Raw genomic sequence first — 16,064 nt, 5'->3', positions numbered from 1 at the left:
GGATCCTGGACCTCTACGACCACCCGCCGCCGGGCGGGCGTGTGCTGTGCGTAGACGAGTTCGGGCCGCTGAACCTGCAGCCCCGCCCCGGCCGGGCCTGGCGACCCCAGGGAAACCCCGTGCGACTACGCGCTACCTACCACCGCGACCACGGCGTACGACACATGATCGCCGCCCTCGACCTGGCCACCGGAAGGCTGCACTACCGCATCCGTGACCGTAAACGCTGGCGCGAGCTTTTTGTCCTTCCTGAAGACCCTGCGCGCCCGCTGGCCCGACCAGAAGCTTTACCTGATCTGCGACAACTTTTCCCCACACAAACACCCCGAGGTCCGCGCCTGGTGCGCCGCCAACCACGTCGAACTGGTGTTCCTACCGACGTACGCGTCCTGGCTGAACTGGATTGAAGCCGAGTTCGCCGCCGTGCGGTACTTCGCCCTCAACGGCACCGACCACCGTACCCACACCGAGCAGGACACCGCGATCGGCGCCTACATCCGCTGGCGCAACCAACGCGCCCGACCGAAGACCGGTTTCGCGACCAAATCCAAGATCCGCCACCCGGATTACCCGTTCAAGGCTGCATGACGAGGCACTAGCCCGATCCCTCGACGAAATCGATACCGAGGTCAGCGACGAGACAACTGCCCTGGCACGCTCGTTGGTGAACCGGCTGCAGCACGGCCCCCGTGTGAGTGGTGAGGGCACACCCCTTTCATGAGTACCTGCCGGGACAGGGGACGGCTCTGTCCCGCTTCAGCCCGATGCCGGACCAACTTTCCGGAGTTCCGGGGCTGCCGGTTGTCGTCCTAAACTCCAGACCGATGGTGCGACGGCGGCAGTCAGGGTTTGGTGTCGTCGGATGAGATGCGCGACATCCCGCGTGAGGGAATTAAATGGTGCGACGGCGGCAGTCAGGGTTTGGTGTCGTCGGGGTAGGTGAGGCTGATCAGGCGGCGGAGCAGGGTGATGGTTTCGTCGTCGCTGTCGTCGGCGGTCACGACAATGCCTTCGGTGGTTCCTGGTGTGCGGGTTAGCACGTAGATGGTGCCGTCGGTGTCGACCGCGTCGATGATTCGGGCCTCGACCCGTTCCCCTGTTTCACGCTCGATGGTGACCGGGTACATGAACAGGTAGGCGAGAGCCTTGGTCTGGGATGGGGGCCCGGCTTTGAGGGCGATGGCGGCCTGGTGGGATGGGTGGTGCGCTTCGTCGGTGATCTGCCGAAGCGCGGCGACCGGTCCGTCCGGCTCGTTCTGCCACCGCGCGGGCTCGACGAGCAGCGGGACAACGTTGACGGCGCGGGCGGTCGGGTCGGGGTGACCGGGCACTGGGGTTTCCCGGAGCCAGGCGAACAACACCGGCCCTGGCCAGTTGTACTTCGCTGCTGCATGTGCGTCGATGCCGTGTAGGCAGTGGACGATGGCGTCGCGTTGATGTGCTGACAGCATCAGGATTCCTTCCTCGAAGGTGTGGCTGGAGGGTTGTCGACCCTGGTGGTCGTGGCGACGATTCAGGCGTGACTCCACGCTGGGATCAAGTCGTTCCTCCAGCCGATTCGGTGGGCGCGGGTCGGCACCGCCCGCCTGCCAGCGGCGGTGTAGACGGTGCTGACCCTGGCGTCGCCTCAGGTGTTGCGCAGTGCGGTGGCGGCGGCGCGAGCGATGAGCCTGCCGGCGTCGCTGGGGTCGCCGAGGACGGTGGCGTGGGCGCCTTTGAGCGGGCGGGAGTTGGGCGGTCCGAGCCAGAGCAGACCACAGCCGGCGCGGACGAGACGGTCCAGACGTTTCTGGCCCTCGGTGATCTCGCCCGCGATGAACTCACCGTCGCTGACTACGACGAGCAGCCGCGCGCCACTGCGGAGGTCGGCCAGGCCGAGAGCGGCGTCGAGGGCGTCCACCGCGAGGGGGAAGCCCTGCGTGTTGCCCTCCTCGTCGAACAGGCGGACCCTCTCGGGTGGCTGGCCTGGACGGGTCACGGCGGTGACGTACTGGCCGAAGGTGACGGTGGCGCTCGTGCCGCCGGCCCAGGCGGTGGCCTGGGCGGTGATCCACGCCGCTGAGGCGATCGGCCCGGCGAACGCCTCCACCGACGGGGAGACATCGGCGACGATCCCGACCTGGATTGGCGGCTGTGGTACCCGGCGACGTTCGGTACGCCGCCACGGCTCGGAGGTGGGGATCTGTCCGGCGGCGCGTTGCGCGTCGGCGGCGAGCGCGGCGCGGGTGACGAGCCGGCCGGGCGGGGTGACCGAGGTGGTTACCGCGTCGGTCGGTTCCCGGTAGGCGGCCTCCCGCAGGGCGCGGGCGAGCTGCCGCGCGGCGGTACGCTCATCGTCGCTGGGCTGTCGGGTCTGACTCCGAGGAGGTTGCTTGCGGACCAGCGGGTTCCCATTGGTGCTCGCGCCACCTCCGCCGCCGGTACCTCCGTCACCGCCAAAGATCGCGCTGGCCGCGTCTCGGGACCGCTTCTGCTGGTCGGCTTCTGCCTTGCGTTGCTGAGACCGCTGTTGGGCACGGGCGGCGGCAGCGGCGGCGGCCTGGGCGGCTTCGGCATCGTGGACGGCCACGGCACCGACGACGGAGGTAGCCGCCTTGCGGAGCACTCCCCCGCCGGCTGGGCCGCCGTCTCCGCTGCCCTGTCCACTGCCGCCCTGCCCGTTGCCTGAGCGCACCTGGCCGGGGCCAGGTGAGGGCGGTGGGCTGTCGGGGTCGACGCCGAGGGCGTCGCACCAGCGTCGGCCGAGGGCGAGCATGGCGTCGGTGTCGTCGTCGGGCACCTGGTGCGCGTCGCTCCAGATGCTGCTGAGGATCTTGAGCAGGGTCGGACGCAGGATCCGGGCGACCGCGCGACGGAGCTGTTCTGCCTCGTCTGGGTCGATGACGCCGGCGTCGACCCTGGCGAGGACGAGCGCGGCGCTGGTGGCGGCGGCCCACGGGTCGTCGGTGGTCGGGATGTCGTCGAGCAGAATCTTGGTGACGGCGGCGCGGAGCCAGCGGCGGTCACCGGGTCTGCGGCGTAGCTGGGCGGCTTCGATGCGGGACTCCTCCAGCAGCGCGGCGGCCTCGGCCACCCGGGCGGGTCCGGTGCCGAACTCCCAGCGGGTGTGCTGGGAGTGCGCGGCCTCGTGCACCAGCAGCCCCCAGGCGACGGGGTACTTCTCCCGGGCGTCGGGGTCGTGCGGGTCCACCGAGCGGGGATCGATGCCGAGGTACCTGCCGTCGATCTCAACGGTGGCGCGCTCGCGGATGAAGCAGGCTGGCGCGCCGTCGCCGGCGCCGGGTTCGATGACCACGAGGAGGTCCTCGCGGCCGGCGATCGGGGGGATGTGCGCGCTGAGTGCTGCCGACATGCGCAGCCAGGCGTGGTCGGCCGGCAGCGGGGTGGACGCGGCGTCCGGGGCTGGGTTGAGGTGTTTCGACAACGACATGGGTGTGCCTCCGTTCCGGGGGTTACAGCTGGTTGCCGAGGGCGAGGGGCTGGATCTTGGCTCGGGCGAACGTTTTGCAGACGGCCTTGTGGACCACCTCGCGGTCCTCAACCGGGGCGAGGCCGATCAGGTTGGCCATGGCGGTGTCGATCCCGAGCACGTCGGTGATCCGCTTGAAGGCGAGCAGTTCGCGGAGCTGGGGTGCCCAGCCGATCTCGCCGCTGTCGAACTGGGTGGCCAGGTTGCGGGCGGCGCGGACCATCCGGGAGTCGACGCCGAGCGCGACGGCTAGGTCGTAGTCGCTAGATACCTTGACCTGGGTGGAGAACCGCGAGGAGAGGGCTTCGGTCAGCACGGCGCCATGCACGCCGGGGTTGTGGCCGGCGACGACGTAGAAGCCGGGGGTGACGGTGACGACCCGGCCGGCGGCGGCCTTGAGGATGATCTGCCGTCGGCCGTCCATGGCCGGGTAGACCACGGCGAGGACCTTCGGCTGGATCAGGGTGGCGTCGTCGATGAACAGCACCCCGCCGGATTCCATCGCTCGTGGCAGCGGGCCGGGCACGAATTCGTAGCCGCCGCTGTCGGTGGGCACGTAGTCGCCGACGATGTCGCCGACGGTGGTGTCGCCGTCGCCCGGGACCGTGTAGAGGTCGGTGCCGAACGCGGCCTCGATCAGCGAGGTCTTGCCGGTGCCGGGCGGCCCGTAGAGCAGCACGGGCACGTCGGCCTCGCGCAGGTCCCGCAGTACGTCGACGTCGGGGCGCTTGGCCAGCAGCCGTGGGTAGTACAACTGCCCGTTCGGGCGCCGCACCGGCCCCGTGGTCGGTTTCTTCGGCGCGGGCGCCGCCGGCATCGTGGGCCGCGCGGTCGCAGCCGCCGGCGGGGTGGGGCTGGTGGCTGCCGCCGGGCGTGGGGCTGGGGCAGCCGACCGGGCGGCGGACGCGGGTCGAGCGGTGCTGCCTTGCGGTGCGGGCGGTATCAGCGTCGGGTTCGCCCGGTGCTCCCTTAGCCCGGCCGAGGTGATGCGGTACTGCTTCGGCGAGCTTGGCAGGAGTTCGGCGTGGCCGCGCCCGACGAGCCGGTCGCACGCCTGACCGATCGCGCCAGAGGACCGGCCGAGAAGGACGCCTGCGATGTCGCCGACATCCAGGGCGACGCCGGTGCGGCTGGCCAGGACCGCGAGGACCTGGTTCTGCAGCTCGCCCGCGCGTAGCCTCGGCAGCCCGCTGACCGCGTTGATCACGTTGCCGCCGGCCGCACCGGCAGATGTAGCGGGTGTACTCGTTGTCGGTGTCGCCATCGCCGGCCCCCTGACGCCGTCGCTCGGTGCAGCGGACACACGACTACCGCTGCCGCTCTCGCTGATCAAGTCGCGTTCGAGGCTGTTGTGCGCCGGTGTGGGTGAAGAGCCCATCCGTTGTTCCTCCTGAGAAATGGGCAGGAGGTGGCCGCGCCTCCGGCGTGGCCACCTCCCGGTCGGGAATGGGGTTGGTGCCGCGCCGAACCGCCGTCAACAGGCGGGGCGGACAACCGGTGGCGGTGCCGAAAGCGGGCGTCGGTCAGCTACGGATGACGCCGCAGGAACAGGTGGAGCTGGTGCCGCTCGCCGGAGTGTCCGGACGTCGAGCGGAGTCAGGCTCGGGTGGCGTGGGTGCGCCGGTCACGGCTTACGTGGTCTGCCACACCCAGCGGTTGCCGGTGCCGTTGAGGCCGTCACGCGTGCCGCGCGATACGACCTGACCACGCTCGTTGATGACCTCGACGCGCCAGCTCACCGACAGGGTGCGGTACTCGCGCTGCACGTGGTGTTGCACCGCCGTCAGGCCAGGGAACAGGGTCCCCATGCCGGCGGGTACCTCGCTGACGGGGTGAACGCTCGGGTTTCCCTCCAGGTACCGATGCCCTCGGACGGATACCGCGAGGATCCTGAGCATCTCGCCTCCTTTCTTCGGGTAGAGGAACTGCGTTTAAGGGCTTGCCCTGCGCCTTGGGCCGTGCAGGCCCGCAGTACGGGCCTCGCCCGGGCGGGCGAGTACAGCTCGGGGCGCGCCGGGTCGGGTGGCTGGCCGGGTTCTACTCCGGCCCCTCCTCCCACGTCCACGTACCGGCGCCAACGGCGAACATGTCGTCGTCGTCCGGGGTGGAAGCGCCAGGTCGTTGATGGCTCCCGTAATGCCGCTCATCGGGTTATGGGCGTCCCAGCAGCGGTTGTACGTGAGCGGGGTATTCGTAGCCGTCGTCCCACGGGAACCTGGAGTGCGCGTCCGGCCACACGATCTGCTGGAGGCACACGCGATCCTTGCCGTACCGGGCGTAGGCCGCACCGGGATGCAGCGCGTCGGTGGCGGGTCCCTCGACGATGATCGCGTCGCAGCCGGCGAGCAGCTCGGCGACGCGTTGGCCGTGGGTGAACCGCTCGGCCCGGGAGGAGACGCGTCCGGCCATGTCATTGAGCAATTCCTGGGCGATGAGCGGGTCGAGGCCGGCGATGACCAACTCAGGGAGATCGTGCTCGGCCAGGCCGACGGTGTAGGCGAACGTGGAGCCGCTCTCCCCGAGATCGGGTAGTACGGCGGTCACTGCCCAGCCGAACTCGTCGATGAGACGTTGTTGGTTTTGGAGGAACTCCTCGAGGGGTGGCACCTTGTTTCCTTTCATGTTTAGCGGGCGAGGATGGAGACGGCGTCGCCAAGAAGCAGCGGGGCACCGTCCGGCCCCTTGATGTGCTTGTGGACCCAGATGCGATACCGCCGACCGTCAGCATCGAAGAGGTGACGCCAGTGGCCTCGCACAAAGAACCGGACCCGGTAGTGCCATTTCGCTTCACCGGTGTTGCGGTCGGTGACGGGTTTGCCTCGGCGCAGCATGACGACGCGGGTCAGGTGGCCGACCTTGTCTCGTTGGGCGCGGCGGCGGGCGGCGCGGTCGAGGGGTGGGGCGGATACGGTGGCGAGGGGTTGGGCCTGGATGACCCAGAACGCGTAGGCGACGGCGGCGACCGCGTTGACCCGGACGGTCGACTCGTCGATGCAGAACCGCCCGTCCGGGGCTGGTTCCCACTCGATGTCGTCATCATCGAACGGGGCAAGGTCGGAACGGGCTTCGACCGGTCTGCCCACGGGAATCCGGGCCGATGAGGCCAGCACGTACGGGCCGAAGTCCGCCGCGAGTTGTGCGTCCTGATCGTACTGGGCTCGGAGGCGGGCGGCGCTGGGGTCGAGCGGATCGCTACGGTCGGCCCAGCCGGTGATCCACCAGTCGGCGCTTCCAGTGCCGATGTTGTGCATCTTGGCCCAGGTGACCGCGCCTATCGATGTGACCTGTCCGTGTATTCCACGGTAGTAGATCGGTTCGGGCAGGAAGAGCACGCCGCTGTCGCTGGGGGCGATGTCGTCGGGGATGAGGTCGCCGGTCAGGTCGAGTGCCTCGGCGGCGGCGGCCACGATCGCGGTCATCTCGGGGGCCAGCACGTAGGAATCGCCGAGTTGCCACGGCTGGTGGGCGAGCTTGTCGACGGCCGCGAGCACCTTCGGCGTGGTCGTCGCGACGGTCTCCTCGAACGCGACGTCGAGGTAGGCCTTCAGGTACTGCTGGGCGAAGCGGGTACGGCTGTAGTCGACCATCCGTGACTTGAGGTGGACGGCGGCACGGGCGTAGCCGGCCAGGGTTGTCTCTTGGTAGAAGGTCAAGGCGCCTCCATGGGGGTTGTCGAACCGGCGGCGGGATCTGCCCCGGTCGCTGGTCTGTTCGGGACGTCAGGCCGCGAGGCCGAGGGTGGCCATGGGCTGCCGGCGGGGCAGTGGTACCGGCGCCGGCGGAACGGGGCGCGCGGGCCGGAACCAGCCGACGAACCTCTGCGCGGCGGCAGCGACGCCGATGACGCGGGCGCGTCCCGGCATGAACCGGTGCGGGCGGATCGCGGCCTGCTGCGCCCGCTGCGCGTCACGCAGCGGCGGGCAGGGGTAGGCCTCATGAACGCAGCGCAGGTTGGCGCAGCGGCCGGGATGGCGCGGGTGGGGCTGATGATCGGCGGTGACCCGGACGGCCATGCGCCAGAGCATCGGGTCGGTCACAGTGTCGGGCTCGGGCTCGGGCTCGGGGGTAGTGGGCAGCATGAGGGCGGGTCCTTTCGGCGACCGGGATCGGGCGGGTGGTCACCACCCCTCAGCCGTCTCGGCTCGTGGCCCGGGAGCCGTCCTCCTCGCCGTTCGGGTCGGGCGATGGTGACCGCACCAATCGACGCTCGACTCTGAAAAAAGATCAAGTCGTCCGGGTCGTCGGCGGGCTTCGCGTGTCCGTACGCGGCTCCCGGACCGGCCGAGGTCTCGGTGTGCCCGTGGGTGTCTCTGCGGATGAGGAAACAGTCGGGCACGGCGGGGCCGTCGTGCCGGTAGTCCTGCAGGCGGGTGTCGTAGTGCGCGGGGTGGCCGCAGTGGGCGCAGCACAGCGGGACCTCTCGGTCCAGGTGCTGCCCATCCGGACCCGCGCTGGTGGTGTGGTCGTGAGCGCTGAAGGTGCAGCGGCCGTGGGTACAGAACGGGCGGCCGGGCGTTCGTAGCCGCCGGCTGACCTCGTCCGTGACGGCGTTGGCGAGGTCGAGGTCCGCCTGGCTGCTGTAGTGGGGCAGGCCGGCATCGTCGAGGTAGTCGTTCGCGATCCGAGCCAGGGATGGGATGGCGCAGGTGGCCCTGACGCGGGCCGGCGGGACGAACCACACGCGAGCGACCGGTGTTGATCAAGTCGCAGGGCCGTCCGGCGTGAGGCCGCTCAGCTCCGGCGGCCGCGTCGAGGGGGCGCTATGGTCGCCGCCTGGTCGGCCGTCCACGTGAAGTCAGACAACGGAAAGGCGGCGCCGGGCAGCTCCACCAGGTGTGGATGCAGCCGGCCGTACTCGGCGCGGCTGATCTTGCCGATGAGCAGCGAGTCGCCCACCGCGATCCGTGGGGTGACCCAGGAGGGAATGGCGGCCAAGCGCAGCGGACGCGGGAGCAGCCCCGCGCCGGCGAGCAGGTGCCCGAGGTAGACGGTCATCCGGAGCCGGGCGACCGCCACGGTCAGCGGGTCGATGTCGATGCCGTCGACTCCGGCGAGGATCCGCCGGATCGCCTCGCCGGGCGGGTGAGTGTGTCCGCCGGTGATCGGGGGCTGGTCAACCGATCGGGGGTCCATGCGGCCGGTGGTGTACCACTGCCAGAGGTAGTCGACCGCAGGGATGAGGTAGTGGCCGGTGCCGGCGGTCGGGTCGATCAGCCGCAGCACGGGCTCTTCGCGGAAGGTGTCGGCGGCTGGGTGGAGGGTGCGGTCGAGGACGAAGTCGGCGACGTAGTGCGGTGTCTGCACCAGGGCGTGCCGGGCCCGCCGCTGCGGAGACAGGACCTGCAGCAGGTCACCCGATGGCCCAGCCGCTGATCGACGGCGGATAGCCACCCCGGTCGGGCCAGGCCAGCGACGGCGCCTGAGTGGCCCACCACTTGATCAGCTCGTCGCAGGCGGCGGCGCTAGGGGAGCCGGCCCACAGCATCGGGTTGTACTCCGGGTGCAGAAGCCATTGGGTGGAAGGGTGCCGGGTCAGGGCTTCCAAGGCGCGGCCGAGCCACAGCGGCGCGCTCGACGCGTTACGTAGCACCCCGGGCGGTGCGCTGCGCGGCAACGGCTCGACGAGCTGGTGGTCCTCGGCCCAGACGGCGACGCAGGACAGGTAGAGCCAGGCGGCGGCCACTTGTTCCCGCCGTTCACGCTCGGCCGTCACGCTGAGGCTGTCGGTAGGGTCTGTGAGCGTGACCGTGGCAGCCATCGCATCGACCTGCCGTTGCAGCGCACGGTGGAACGCCCTGTCGTCGGCGGGGTTGGGGGTGCCTGGCCGCCGCTGGTTACGGCGGGCGGTCACGGCTGCGCCTCAATGATGGTCGCGGGCGTCCAGCGCCACTGGTAGGCGCCGATGGTGTAATGGTCGTCGACGTCGGCCGGTACCTGGTCCTCCTCGATCCACCGGCTGCTGTCCTCGCCGGTGTCCTCTTCCCACTGCACGAGGCTGGCACCGGGATGCAGGACGGGGTGTTCATTGGGCATGTCGCCGATCGACAGCCCGTGCAGGTGGTCGGCCATGCACTCGACCTCGTCACGTAGGAACCGGCACAGCAGGGCGGTGTACGCGTCCGCGACCAGCGCTGAGTAGTAGCCGCCGCCGACGGTGCCGGAGGTGACGGTCGCCGATACCCAGCTCCCGTCAGGTGGCAGGAGATCCATGCGGCTGTGCGACAGCAGAGACCTTTCGTTGCTATCCTTACTGGCGCGGTCGGCGTTCACGCCGAGCCACGGCACGTCGTGTTGGCGGGCTAAGCGGAGCAGGTCGAGCAGCGTGCAGCGCCCGTCGAGGTGCACCGCGTTCAGGGACAGGACGCCGTCGCCGTCACGTCCGCGAGACCAGATCAGTGCGGGCACATCCAGCCAGGCGGCACGGTACTGCTGGCGGGTCTTGCGCTGCCGAGGGGTGACGGCGGCGTGTTCGGCCAGCGGGCCAATCTCCTCCACCCGCCACCAGAGTCGACGCGTCATCGTCGTTTGGCTCCTTACATGCGAAGGGCCACCCGGGCGTCGCGCGTGACGCGGGCGGGCCGCCGTTGGTGAGACAGGGGTACGCCGTCGGTCGGCGCCATGGTGCGCTACTGCCGCGGGCGGCGGGGCCGGCGGCGGTCCGGCGGCAACGGGTTACCGCAGGCGACGTGCGCCCGAGCCACCCGTTCGTCACCGCTGCCGGCTTCCTGTCGTCCGGGCCAGTGCGGCGGGTAGTGCGGTGGCCGCCGGGTCGTCGATCAGCGGAGGCCGGTCGAGGCGCGCGAGGGGGATGGTGTGCCGGCCGAGGTCGCGTAGGGCATCGTCAAGGCCCTCGTCGATGTCGGCAAGCAGGTCGCACACGGCGGCGAGCGCTTCGGCTGCGGCGCAGAACTGCGTAGGCGGCAAGCCGGTGAGCCGGTCGCGTAGCTGCTGTGCGGCGTCGGTCAGCAGGCGCTGAATCCTGCTTGTGGCGGTGTAGCGGGCGGCGGCGATCCAGTTCGCGACATGCTCGGGCTGCTCGATCGCGGCCTCGGTCAGCCGGTCGGTCGCGAGGCGGTAGCCGGCGGCGCCTGCGGCGCCTGCGGCGCGCCGCAGGAAGGTGTCGTCCATGAGGCGGTCACCGCCCCATGCGCCGTACGGCAGGTGCGGTGGATTCTGGGTTTGGGATCATGTCGGGTCCTTCTACGCACGTCGGTGGCGCGCGGTTCGGACACGGAAGCCCCGGCCGGGGCGACTCCTGCTGACACGGACCGGCACACGGCCGGCGGCAGCAAGTGCCCCGGCCGGGGCGATCGCGTCAGGTGGAACGAGCCGGTTTAGGCCGTCGGGACTAGGACGGCAGGTGGTGCAGGCGGAGGCCGGCGGCGACCTCGAGCGGGGACAGCGTGTGATGACTTGCTGATCACCGCGGGTCTCACTGCCGGCGGGTGGGCGCCGGGGCGGGATGCTGTGCCGTCCAGAGCCGGGCGATGGCCCGCAGGTGTTCGATCTGCGCGGCGCGCCGCCCCAGCAGCGCGTCGAGGCGAGGTCCTCGCGCCTGGAGGACACCGGTCGTCTCGATGAGAGGGATCTGATCGTCGGGTTCGGCAGCGAGAACCTTCTCGACGTCCAGCAGGCTCCGGTTGAGGTGCGGGACGAGGTCGGCGATGGTCCTCTCGGTACTGGTGAGCGCGGTGAGCACGTCACGCAGCTCCGAGGCGACGGTCGGCTGGCTGGTGTCGGCGAGGGCGGCGTCGGTCAGCGCCTGAGCGCTGATCCGTTCGCCGCAGTACTTGAGGACGAGGCTGGTGTCGATCATGTTCTGCTTTCCTGTTCTGGTGGATGTGCGGGGGTGCAAGGGAGCTTCAGGCGGACAGCCGAAACCGCGACGCCGTGGTTGAGGGTCATGACCCGGCGTTGTCGTAGGCGACGGCCTCCCGTAGGTACTCGTGGTCGATGAGCACCAGGGTCCGGGCTTCGGTGCGGAGCTCGTCGAGGTCGTCACTGGAGAGCAGATGTCGGACGAGGCTTTCCAGGATTTCCTCGTGGCCGGGGTCGGAATGGGGTTGTCACGCGATGGTCCTTCCTGATGAGGAGCCGGCGGATGGGCCCGCTCGGGTGGAGCGGGAGGTTCGAGTAGTTGGATCTGGGTAGTTGCCTAGCCGAGCGGGGCGCCTTGCGCGGCCATGAAGGGCACCGGGTCGATTGCGCCGGCCTCGCTGGCGTCACCAGGTACGTGCACCTCGAAGTGCAGGTGCGGGCCGCTGGAGCGGCCGGTGGAGCCGACGACGCCGATGGGTTGCCCGACGGCGACCTGCTGGCCGACCGTCACCATCGGGGGTTGGTCCATGTGGCAGTAGCGCGTCATGAGCCCGCCGGTGTGGTCGATGTCGACGTACCAGCCGCACCCCCGGGTACGCACGGGGTCGCCGTCGCGGTCGCAGCCCCACGGCAGGCCCGTGCTGGAGTGGACGGCGTTGCATCTGACGGTGCGGACGATGCCGGCGGATGCCGCGCGGATGATCGTGCCGCGCGGGGCGCTGAAGTCGACGCCGTCGTGGCCTGGCCGGTCGCTGCTACGGAATCCGGATCCGACCGGGGCGAGCACCGGTTGGGTCCACGGGCCGACCGCCCCGCAGCCGGCCAGCCCGCCCGTCGGTAGGCCAGCGGCCTCAGCGATCGCCGTGACCAGGTCCGTCGCCGGGCCTTCCCACTTGGCGTAGGCATCGGGGTAAGCGCTGATCTGTACGGCCTGCGCGGCCTCGGTCAACGGCACGGTCTGCCAGCCGCTGATCGTGAGCAGCTTGACGTAGAACTTGCCGGCCGCGTAGACCGGATCCTGGAGCTGCGCCGGGGTGCCCCAGCCCTGGCTGGGGCGTTGCTGGAACAGCCCGACGGAGTCCCGGTCGCCGCCAGGCAGGTTCCGCAGCGTGCTCTCCTGCATCGCGGTGGCGACCGCGATGACCCAGCCACGGGCGGGTACCCCGAGTTGGGCGCCGGTGGTGACGATCGCCGCCGCGTTTGCGACCTGCTCGCCGTCCCATTGGTCGATGGCGGGCCAGACGCCGGGCTTTCTCGGCGAGCTGGCGGTAGTAGGAGCCGTTGACAGGACGTATGCCGGTAGGCAGGCCCCAGCAGCGGTACCGCCGCCGAGCAGGCCACCCAGCCCACCCGCGCACAGCACGAAAACGACGACGACGGCAATGACGATCGATACCAGAAAGCGGATCTTCATGGATGCCTCCAGGGCTCGCGCGGCGGAGTTGACGCGACCGCCGAACGCGCGGCGGGCGCGTGGGTCGGGGAAGGGCCGGGCCCGGTGCAGGTGGGCAGTTTGCCTGCGAGCCGGGCCCGACTATGCGGCGGTGTCAGACCTTGTAGGGCGGTGGCCAGTCGCGGGGGCGGGCGTAGCTGGGGAGGTCACCCATGTCCTCCTCGTAGCCGTGCACGGCGCCGCGGTTGGCCTTGGCCCAGTACATGGCGATGTCGGCTAGGTGCAGCAGGGTTGCGGGATCGCGACCGGCCTGGCTGGTGGTCGTGTAGCCGATACTCGCGACGATGTCGACTTGCCTGGCCTCGAGGACAAACGGGTCCTTGATGTATCGCCACGCCCGGCCAGCCACCGAGCGGGTTCTGTCGGGACCGCCCTGCACGATAAGGACGAACTCGTCGCCGGAGAGCCGGGCGGCGAAGATATCGGAGCGCCCCAGGCGACGGAGACGCTCGGCGACCTGGGACAGCACGATATTGCCGACCCGATGCCCAAACCGATCGTTGATCAGCTTGAATCCGACGAGGTCGAGGACGATGACGCCGACCTCGCTGTGGGTTTTCACCGCGCGCGTCAGCCGCTCGATCGCGGCGCGGCGGTTGGGCAGGCCGGTGAGGTCGTCCTCGGTCGCCTGCCGATGATATTTGTCGCGCTCGGCCTGCAGGGTTTCGACTAGCTGCGCGGTCGCGACGGCGGCGCGTTCCAGCTTCCGCAGCCGGGCCTGGGCGCGGGTCAGCAGGCTCCACAGGCGCAATGCCCACAGGCCGGCCAGGGCCAGTCCGGCGAGGAGCCCGCCAGCAGAGGTAAGAAGGGAGTTCGCTGTCTGAGACACTGGTTGTTGCTCCTTGTGTGTGAAGGAGCACCGGGGGCTGGCGTGGAGCGTGGCCAACGTCTAACGCCCGCCCCCGGGCTACCTGGAATGGGCGTGACTAGTCGGCCTGGTAGGTGGCGACTTTGGTGTCAACTCGCGTGACGGAGCCGGCCATGACGAGCTTGTCCAGGGCATTCGCCACCGCCCCCGGGCTGGCCTTGTTGACCTGCTCGCCGTCGCGGGACTGGTTGATCAGCTTGCAGATTTCCCCGACCTTGTAGGCGGTGCCCGGGTTGCCTTGCAGCAGTCTGGGGCGTCAACATCAGCGGGCATCCGCGCCCGGTCCACCACATCCACCTCATCGTTGATCATCATGTGACCTTTCTGATGGCCCGAAGGCCAGGAATACTGCGGGACAGTTGCTGGACGACGACCACGCGTACGACAGCGCCGAGGAAGTTCGTAGCGCCGCGTCCGCCCTGACTTACCCATCGACCGGCCCACCCGGGGATCTTCACGGTCGTCCAGAGCAGGACAATGACGATGATCAGATTCAGCACGCCACCCGGCTCTGCCGGCAGGCCCAGCACCGGCAACATGTGGGACGCGTCGAGCAGCATCCACTGGCCAGCGGTCAGGGTGAACGCCTGAGCGGTGGGAATCGCCAGACAGGCACCGTAGGCGCGCCACCACATCCGTGCGACACCGTCCAAAACGGGCAGCGCGTGGCAGGCCAGGGGCAGCGGTGCGATCGCGGTCATGATCAGCAGCACGACGAAACGGCCAATAAGCTGGAACGCCGCCGTCACCATCAACACGGCGATGACCAGGGCAAGGATCAAAAACAGCAGTGGAGCCACAGGACTCCGCGCGGTCTGGATGTGGTTCTCGACAGCGGCCAAGGCGCTGTCGCCGTCATAGTTGTCCGCACTGATGGCGCCAGTCACCGCATTGGCGAATGCGATGAGTTCGCCGCAGAACAGCTGGGAGAAATGCGCGGCGATGAAGCCGACAACCAGCCGCGGCACGAGGTCCTTAACGGTGTAGCGGGACCGCTCATCGCCGCCGGAAAACATGATCATTGATCCGGCCGCCACGAACACCAGGACGAACACGGTGTCGACAATCCAGATCGACCGGCCCGTCAGGGCCTGCACCTGGGGCAGTGCCGTGACCTCGGGTGTCACGAGAAGAATCTCGGTGATCACATCGAAGATCGCGTTGAGGCAGGCGAGAACCGCCTCGATCAGCCATTCGAGGACCTCGTCGAGGATCACGCTCATCATCCAGTTCATGGCGCTAACCCCCGACGATGCCCTGCACCAACTGCAGCAGGATCGGGGCGAGCACGGCCAAGCCGTAGCCGATCAACGCGTTACGCAGGGCTGCCTTGGCCCGGTCAACCTGACCGGGATCACCGCCCGCCGTGGCCCAATAGACCCCCGCGAGAACCAGAAACAGGGTGGCGATCCCGGCCAGCAGCAGCATGATCTGGGTCTGCAGGTTGGCGATGACGACCGGCAGGCTGTTCGCCGCCAGGTAGGCCACCCCACCCGGATCGGCCTGTGCTGCACTCGGAACCGTAAGGATGAGCACGCCGACACCGACCGCCGCGCCGACTCGTGCGGCGAGGCGAACCGGGTAAAGACGGACAGGTTCGTTGGTGCGGATGGAAGACATGGGTGATTACCTCCCGCCCCCGCCGCCGATCACCGAGTCGGTGCCGGGGAGGGGCGCTAGCCAGTGACGGTCAAGGAAGCCGCCGCCGAGCGCGAGGTCGGCATGCCGCACCACGTCCGGGAGGAGCTCGTCCTCCCTTACCTGGGTGGTTGCGATTGATCGATGAGGTGTCAGCGCATGCGATGGCGCGGCACCCGGGGCGACACGGCAGGCGTCACCCGCTGCTCGGCGGCGGACGGGACCGGAGCAGCGCTGGGTGGCTGCTCTTGACTGTCCCGCACCTACCAATCGGCGTTTGTCAGACGTGACGCACACTTGCCGATCTGGCAGGGCTCTGACAGGACGACCGGGAATCTGACACCGCGGGCAGGCCATCGGATTCGTGCAGGTCCAGGGCCCCGCCACCTCGCAGCATCAACCTCAAACGGAACCAGAACGACTGTGGGCCCCGCGCACCGGCGCCGGGCCCACAGTCGTCACATCGAGCATGGGATGTCGGTCAAGCGGCGATCGCAACCCCGCGGGTACCTGCCGCGCGTGCGCTGGCCCGGCCTACGCGGATGCTCGTCCCACGGATCGCCTGCGCCGTGGTCGCCGCTACGGCACCAGCCGAGGCGACCCCGGTAAGACCGCCCTCCGCGACGGCACGTGCGAGCCGTTCGTCGGCGCGGGCTAGCCGCATCCGCAGTGCGTCCACCGTAATGCCGAGCCGGGCAGCGATCGGCTCTGGCGCCCGCCGGCCCAGCCGAACCTCGATCCACGGCTGCACGTCTGCCTCGTCGATGATCCGCAAGGTGCCGGCGCGCCGGACCAGCAGATCTGGGTGCCCGTACGGC

The 16,064-nt window shown here is 69.6% G+C and carries 18 protein-coding genes and 1 pseudogene; 1 reads left to right on the top strand and 18 read right to left on the bottom strand.

The annotated features are described in order from the left end of the window. Positions 1–213: 213 nt before the first annotated feature. Complete coding sequence (locus tag T398_RS25790; protein ID WP_496450423.1) at positions 214–588, top strand: transposase; 375 nt, start codon at positions 214–216, stop codon at positions 586–588. A 326-nt stretch (positions 589–914) separates the two neighbouring features. On the opposite strand, the gene T398_RS25785 is transcribed toward T398_RS25790, so the two are convergent. The 18 genes and pseudogenes from T398_RS25785 to T398_RS25700 form a co-directional block, all read right to left on the bottom strand. Then, positions 915–1,451: a hypothetical protein gene (locus T398_RS25785; RefSeq protein WP_496450422.1), complete on the bottom strand. Its 537-nt coding sequence runs from the start codon at positions 1,449–1,451 to the stop codon at positions 915–917. A 176-nt stretch (positions 1,452–1,627) separates the two neighbouring features. Beyond that, the gene (locus tag T398_RS25780; RefSeq protein WP_496450421.1) at positions 1,628–3,430 is read right to left on the bottom strand and encodes a hypothetical protein; all 1,803 of its coding nucleotides are present in this window, start codon (positions 3,428–3,430) and stop codon (positions 1,628–1,630) included. Between the two features lie 22 nt (positions 3,431–3,452). Further along, positions 3,453–4,733, bottom strand: coding sequence for an AAA family ATPase (locus T398_RS25775; protein ID WP_496450420.1), 1,281 nt, complete (start codon positions 4,731–4,733; stop codon positions 3,453–3,455). A 367-nt stretch (positions 4,734–5,100) separates the two neighbouring features. Next, complete coding sequence (locus T398_RS25770) at positions 5,101–5,367, bottom strand: hypothetical protein (RefSeq protein ID WP_496450419.1); 267 nt, start codon at positions 5,365–5,367, stop codon at positions 5,101–5,103. Positions 5,368–5,620: 253 nt separating this feature from the next. Next, positions 5,621–6,076: a DUF4262 domain-containing protein gene (locus T398_RS25765; protein WP_496450418.1), complete on the bottom strand. Its 456-nt coding sequence runs from the start codon at positions 6,074–6,076 to the stop codon at positions 5,621–5,623. Between the two features lie 17 nt (positions 6,077–6,093). Then, entirely contained in the window at positions 6,094–7,122 is a 1,029-nt protein-coding gene (locus tag T398_RS25760; RefSeq protein ID WP_496450417.1) for a hypothetical protein, read from the bottom strand. A gap of 66 nt (positions 7,123–7,188) precedes the next feature. Then, positions 7,189–7,548 (bottom strand): hypothetical protein, encoded by a 360-nt coding sequence (locus tag T398_RS25755; RefSeq protein WP_496450416.1) that lies wholly within the window; start codon positions 7,546–7,548, stop codon positions 7,189–7,191. After that, positions 7,503–8,150, bottom strand: coding sequence for a hypothetical protein (locus T398_RS25750; RefSeq protein WP_496450415.1), 648 nt, complete (start codon positions 8,148–8,150; stop codon positions 7,503–7,505). Before T398_RS25750 ends, T398_RS25755 begins: the two co-directional genes overlap by 46 nt. Positions 8,151–8,200: 50 nt before the next feature. Next, positions 8,201–8,860 carry a hypothetical protein gene (locus T398_RS25745; RefSeq protein WP_496450414.1) on the bottom strand — a complete coding sequence of 220 codons (660 nt, stop codon included), beginning with the start codon at positions 8,858–8,860 and terminating at the stop codon, positions 8,201–8,203. Further along, positions 8,820–9,320, bottom strand: a complete 501-nt coding sequence (locus T398_RS25740; protein ID WP_496450413.1) for a hypothetical protein — start codon at positions 9,318–9,320, stop codon at positions 8,820–8,822. The genes T398_RS25745 and T398_RS25740 overlap by 41 nt, the downstream gene beginning before the upstream one ends. Then, a complete protein-coding gene (locus T398_RS25735; protein WP_496450412.1) occupies positions 9,317–9,988 on the bottom strand; it encodes a hypothetical protein in 672 nt (223 codons plus the stop codon). The genes T398_RS25740 and T398_RS25735 overlap by 4 nt, the downstream gene beginning before the upstream one ends. A 189-nt stretch (positions 9,989–10,177) precedes the next feature. Next, positions 10,178–10,597: a hypothetical protein gene (locus T398_RS25730; RefSeq protein WP_496450411.1), complete on the bottom strand. Its 420-nt coding sequence runs from the start codon at positions 10,595–10,597 to the stop codon at positions 10,178–10,180. A 304-nt stretch (positions 10,598–10,901) separates the two neighbouring features. Continuing rightward, complete coding sequence (locus T398_RS25725; protein ID WP_018829372.1) at positions 10,902–11,285, bottom strand: hypothetical protein; 384 nt, start codon at positions 11,283–11,285, stop codon at positions 10,902–10,904. A 339-nt stretch (positions 11,286–11,624) separates the two neighbouring features. Continuing rightward, on the bottom strand, positions 11,625–12,701 hold the full coding sequence (locus T398_RS25720; RefSeq protein ID WP_496450410.1) for a M23 family metallopeptidase: 1,077 nt from the start codon (positions 12,699–12,701) through the stop codon (positions 11,625–11,627). A gap of 133 nt (positions 12,702–12,834) precedes the next feature. Next, a complete protein-coding gene (locus tag T398_RS25715) occupies positions 12,835–13,569 on the bottom strand; it encodes a diguanylate cyclase domain-containing protein (protein WP_496450409.1) in 735 nt (244 codons plus the stop codon). A gap of 350 nt (positions 13,570–13,919) precedes the next feature. Beyond that, entirely contained in the window at positions 13,920–14,843 is a 924-nt protein-coding gene (locus T398_RS25710) for a TrbL/VirB6 family protein (RefSeq protein ID WP_496450408.1), read from the bottom strand. 4 nt (positions 14,844–14,847) lie between these two features. Beyond that, entirely contained in the window at positions 14,848–15,228 is a 381-nt protein-coding gene (locus T398_RS25705) for a pilin (protein WP_496450407.1), read from the bottom strand. Between the two features lie 499 nt (positions 15,229–15,727). Further along, positions 15,728–16,064: pseudogene (locus T398_RS25700) on the bottom strand (hypothetical protein); the annotation flags it as partial.

Source organism: Salinispora goodfellowii (assembly GCF_059570675.1).
This window is presented reverse-complemented; position numbering and strand designations above follow the sequence as displayed.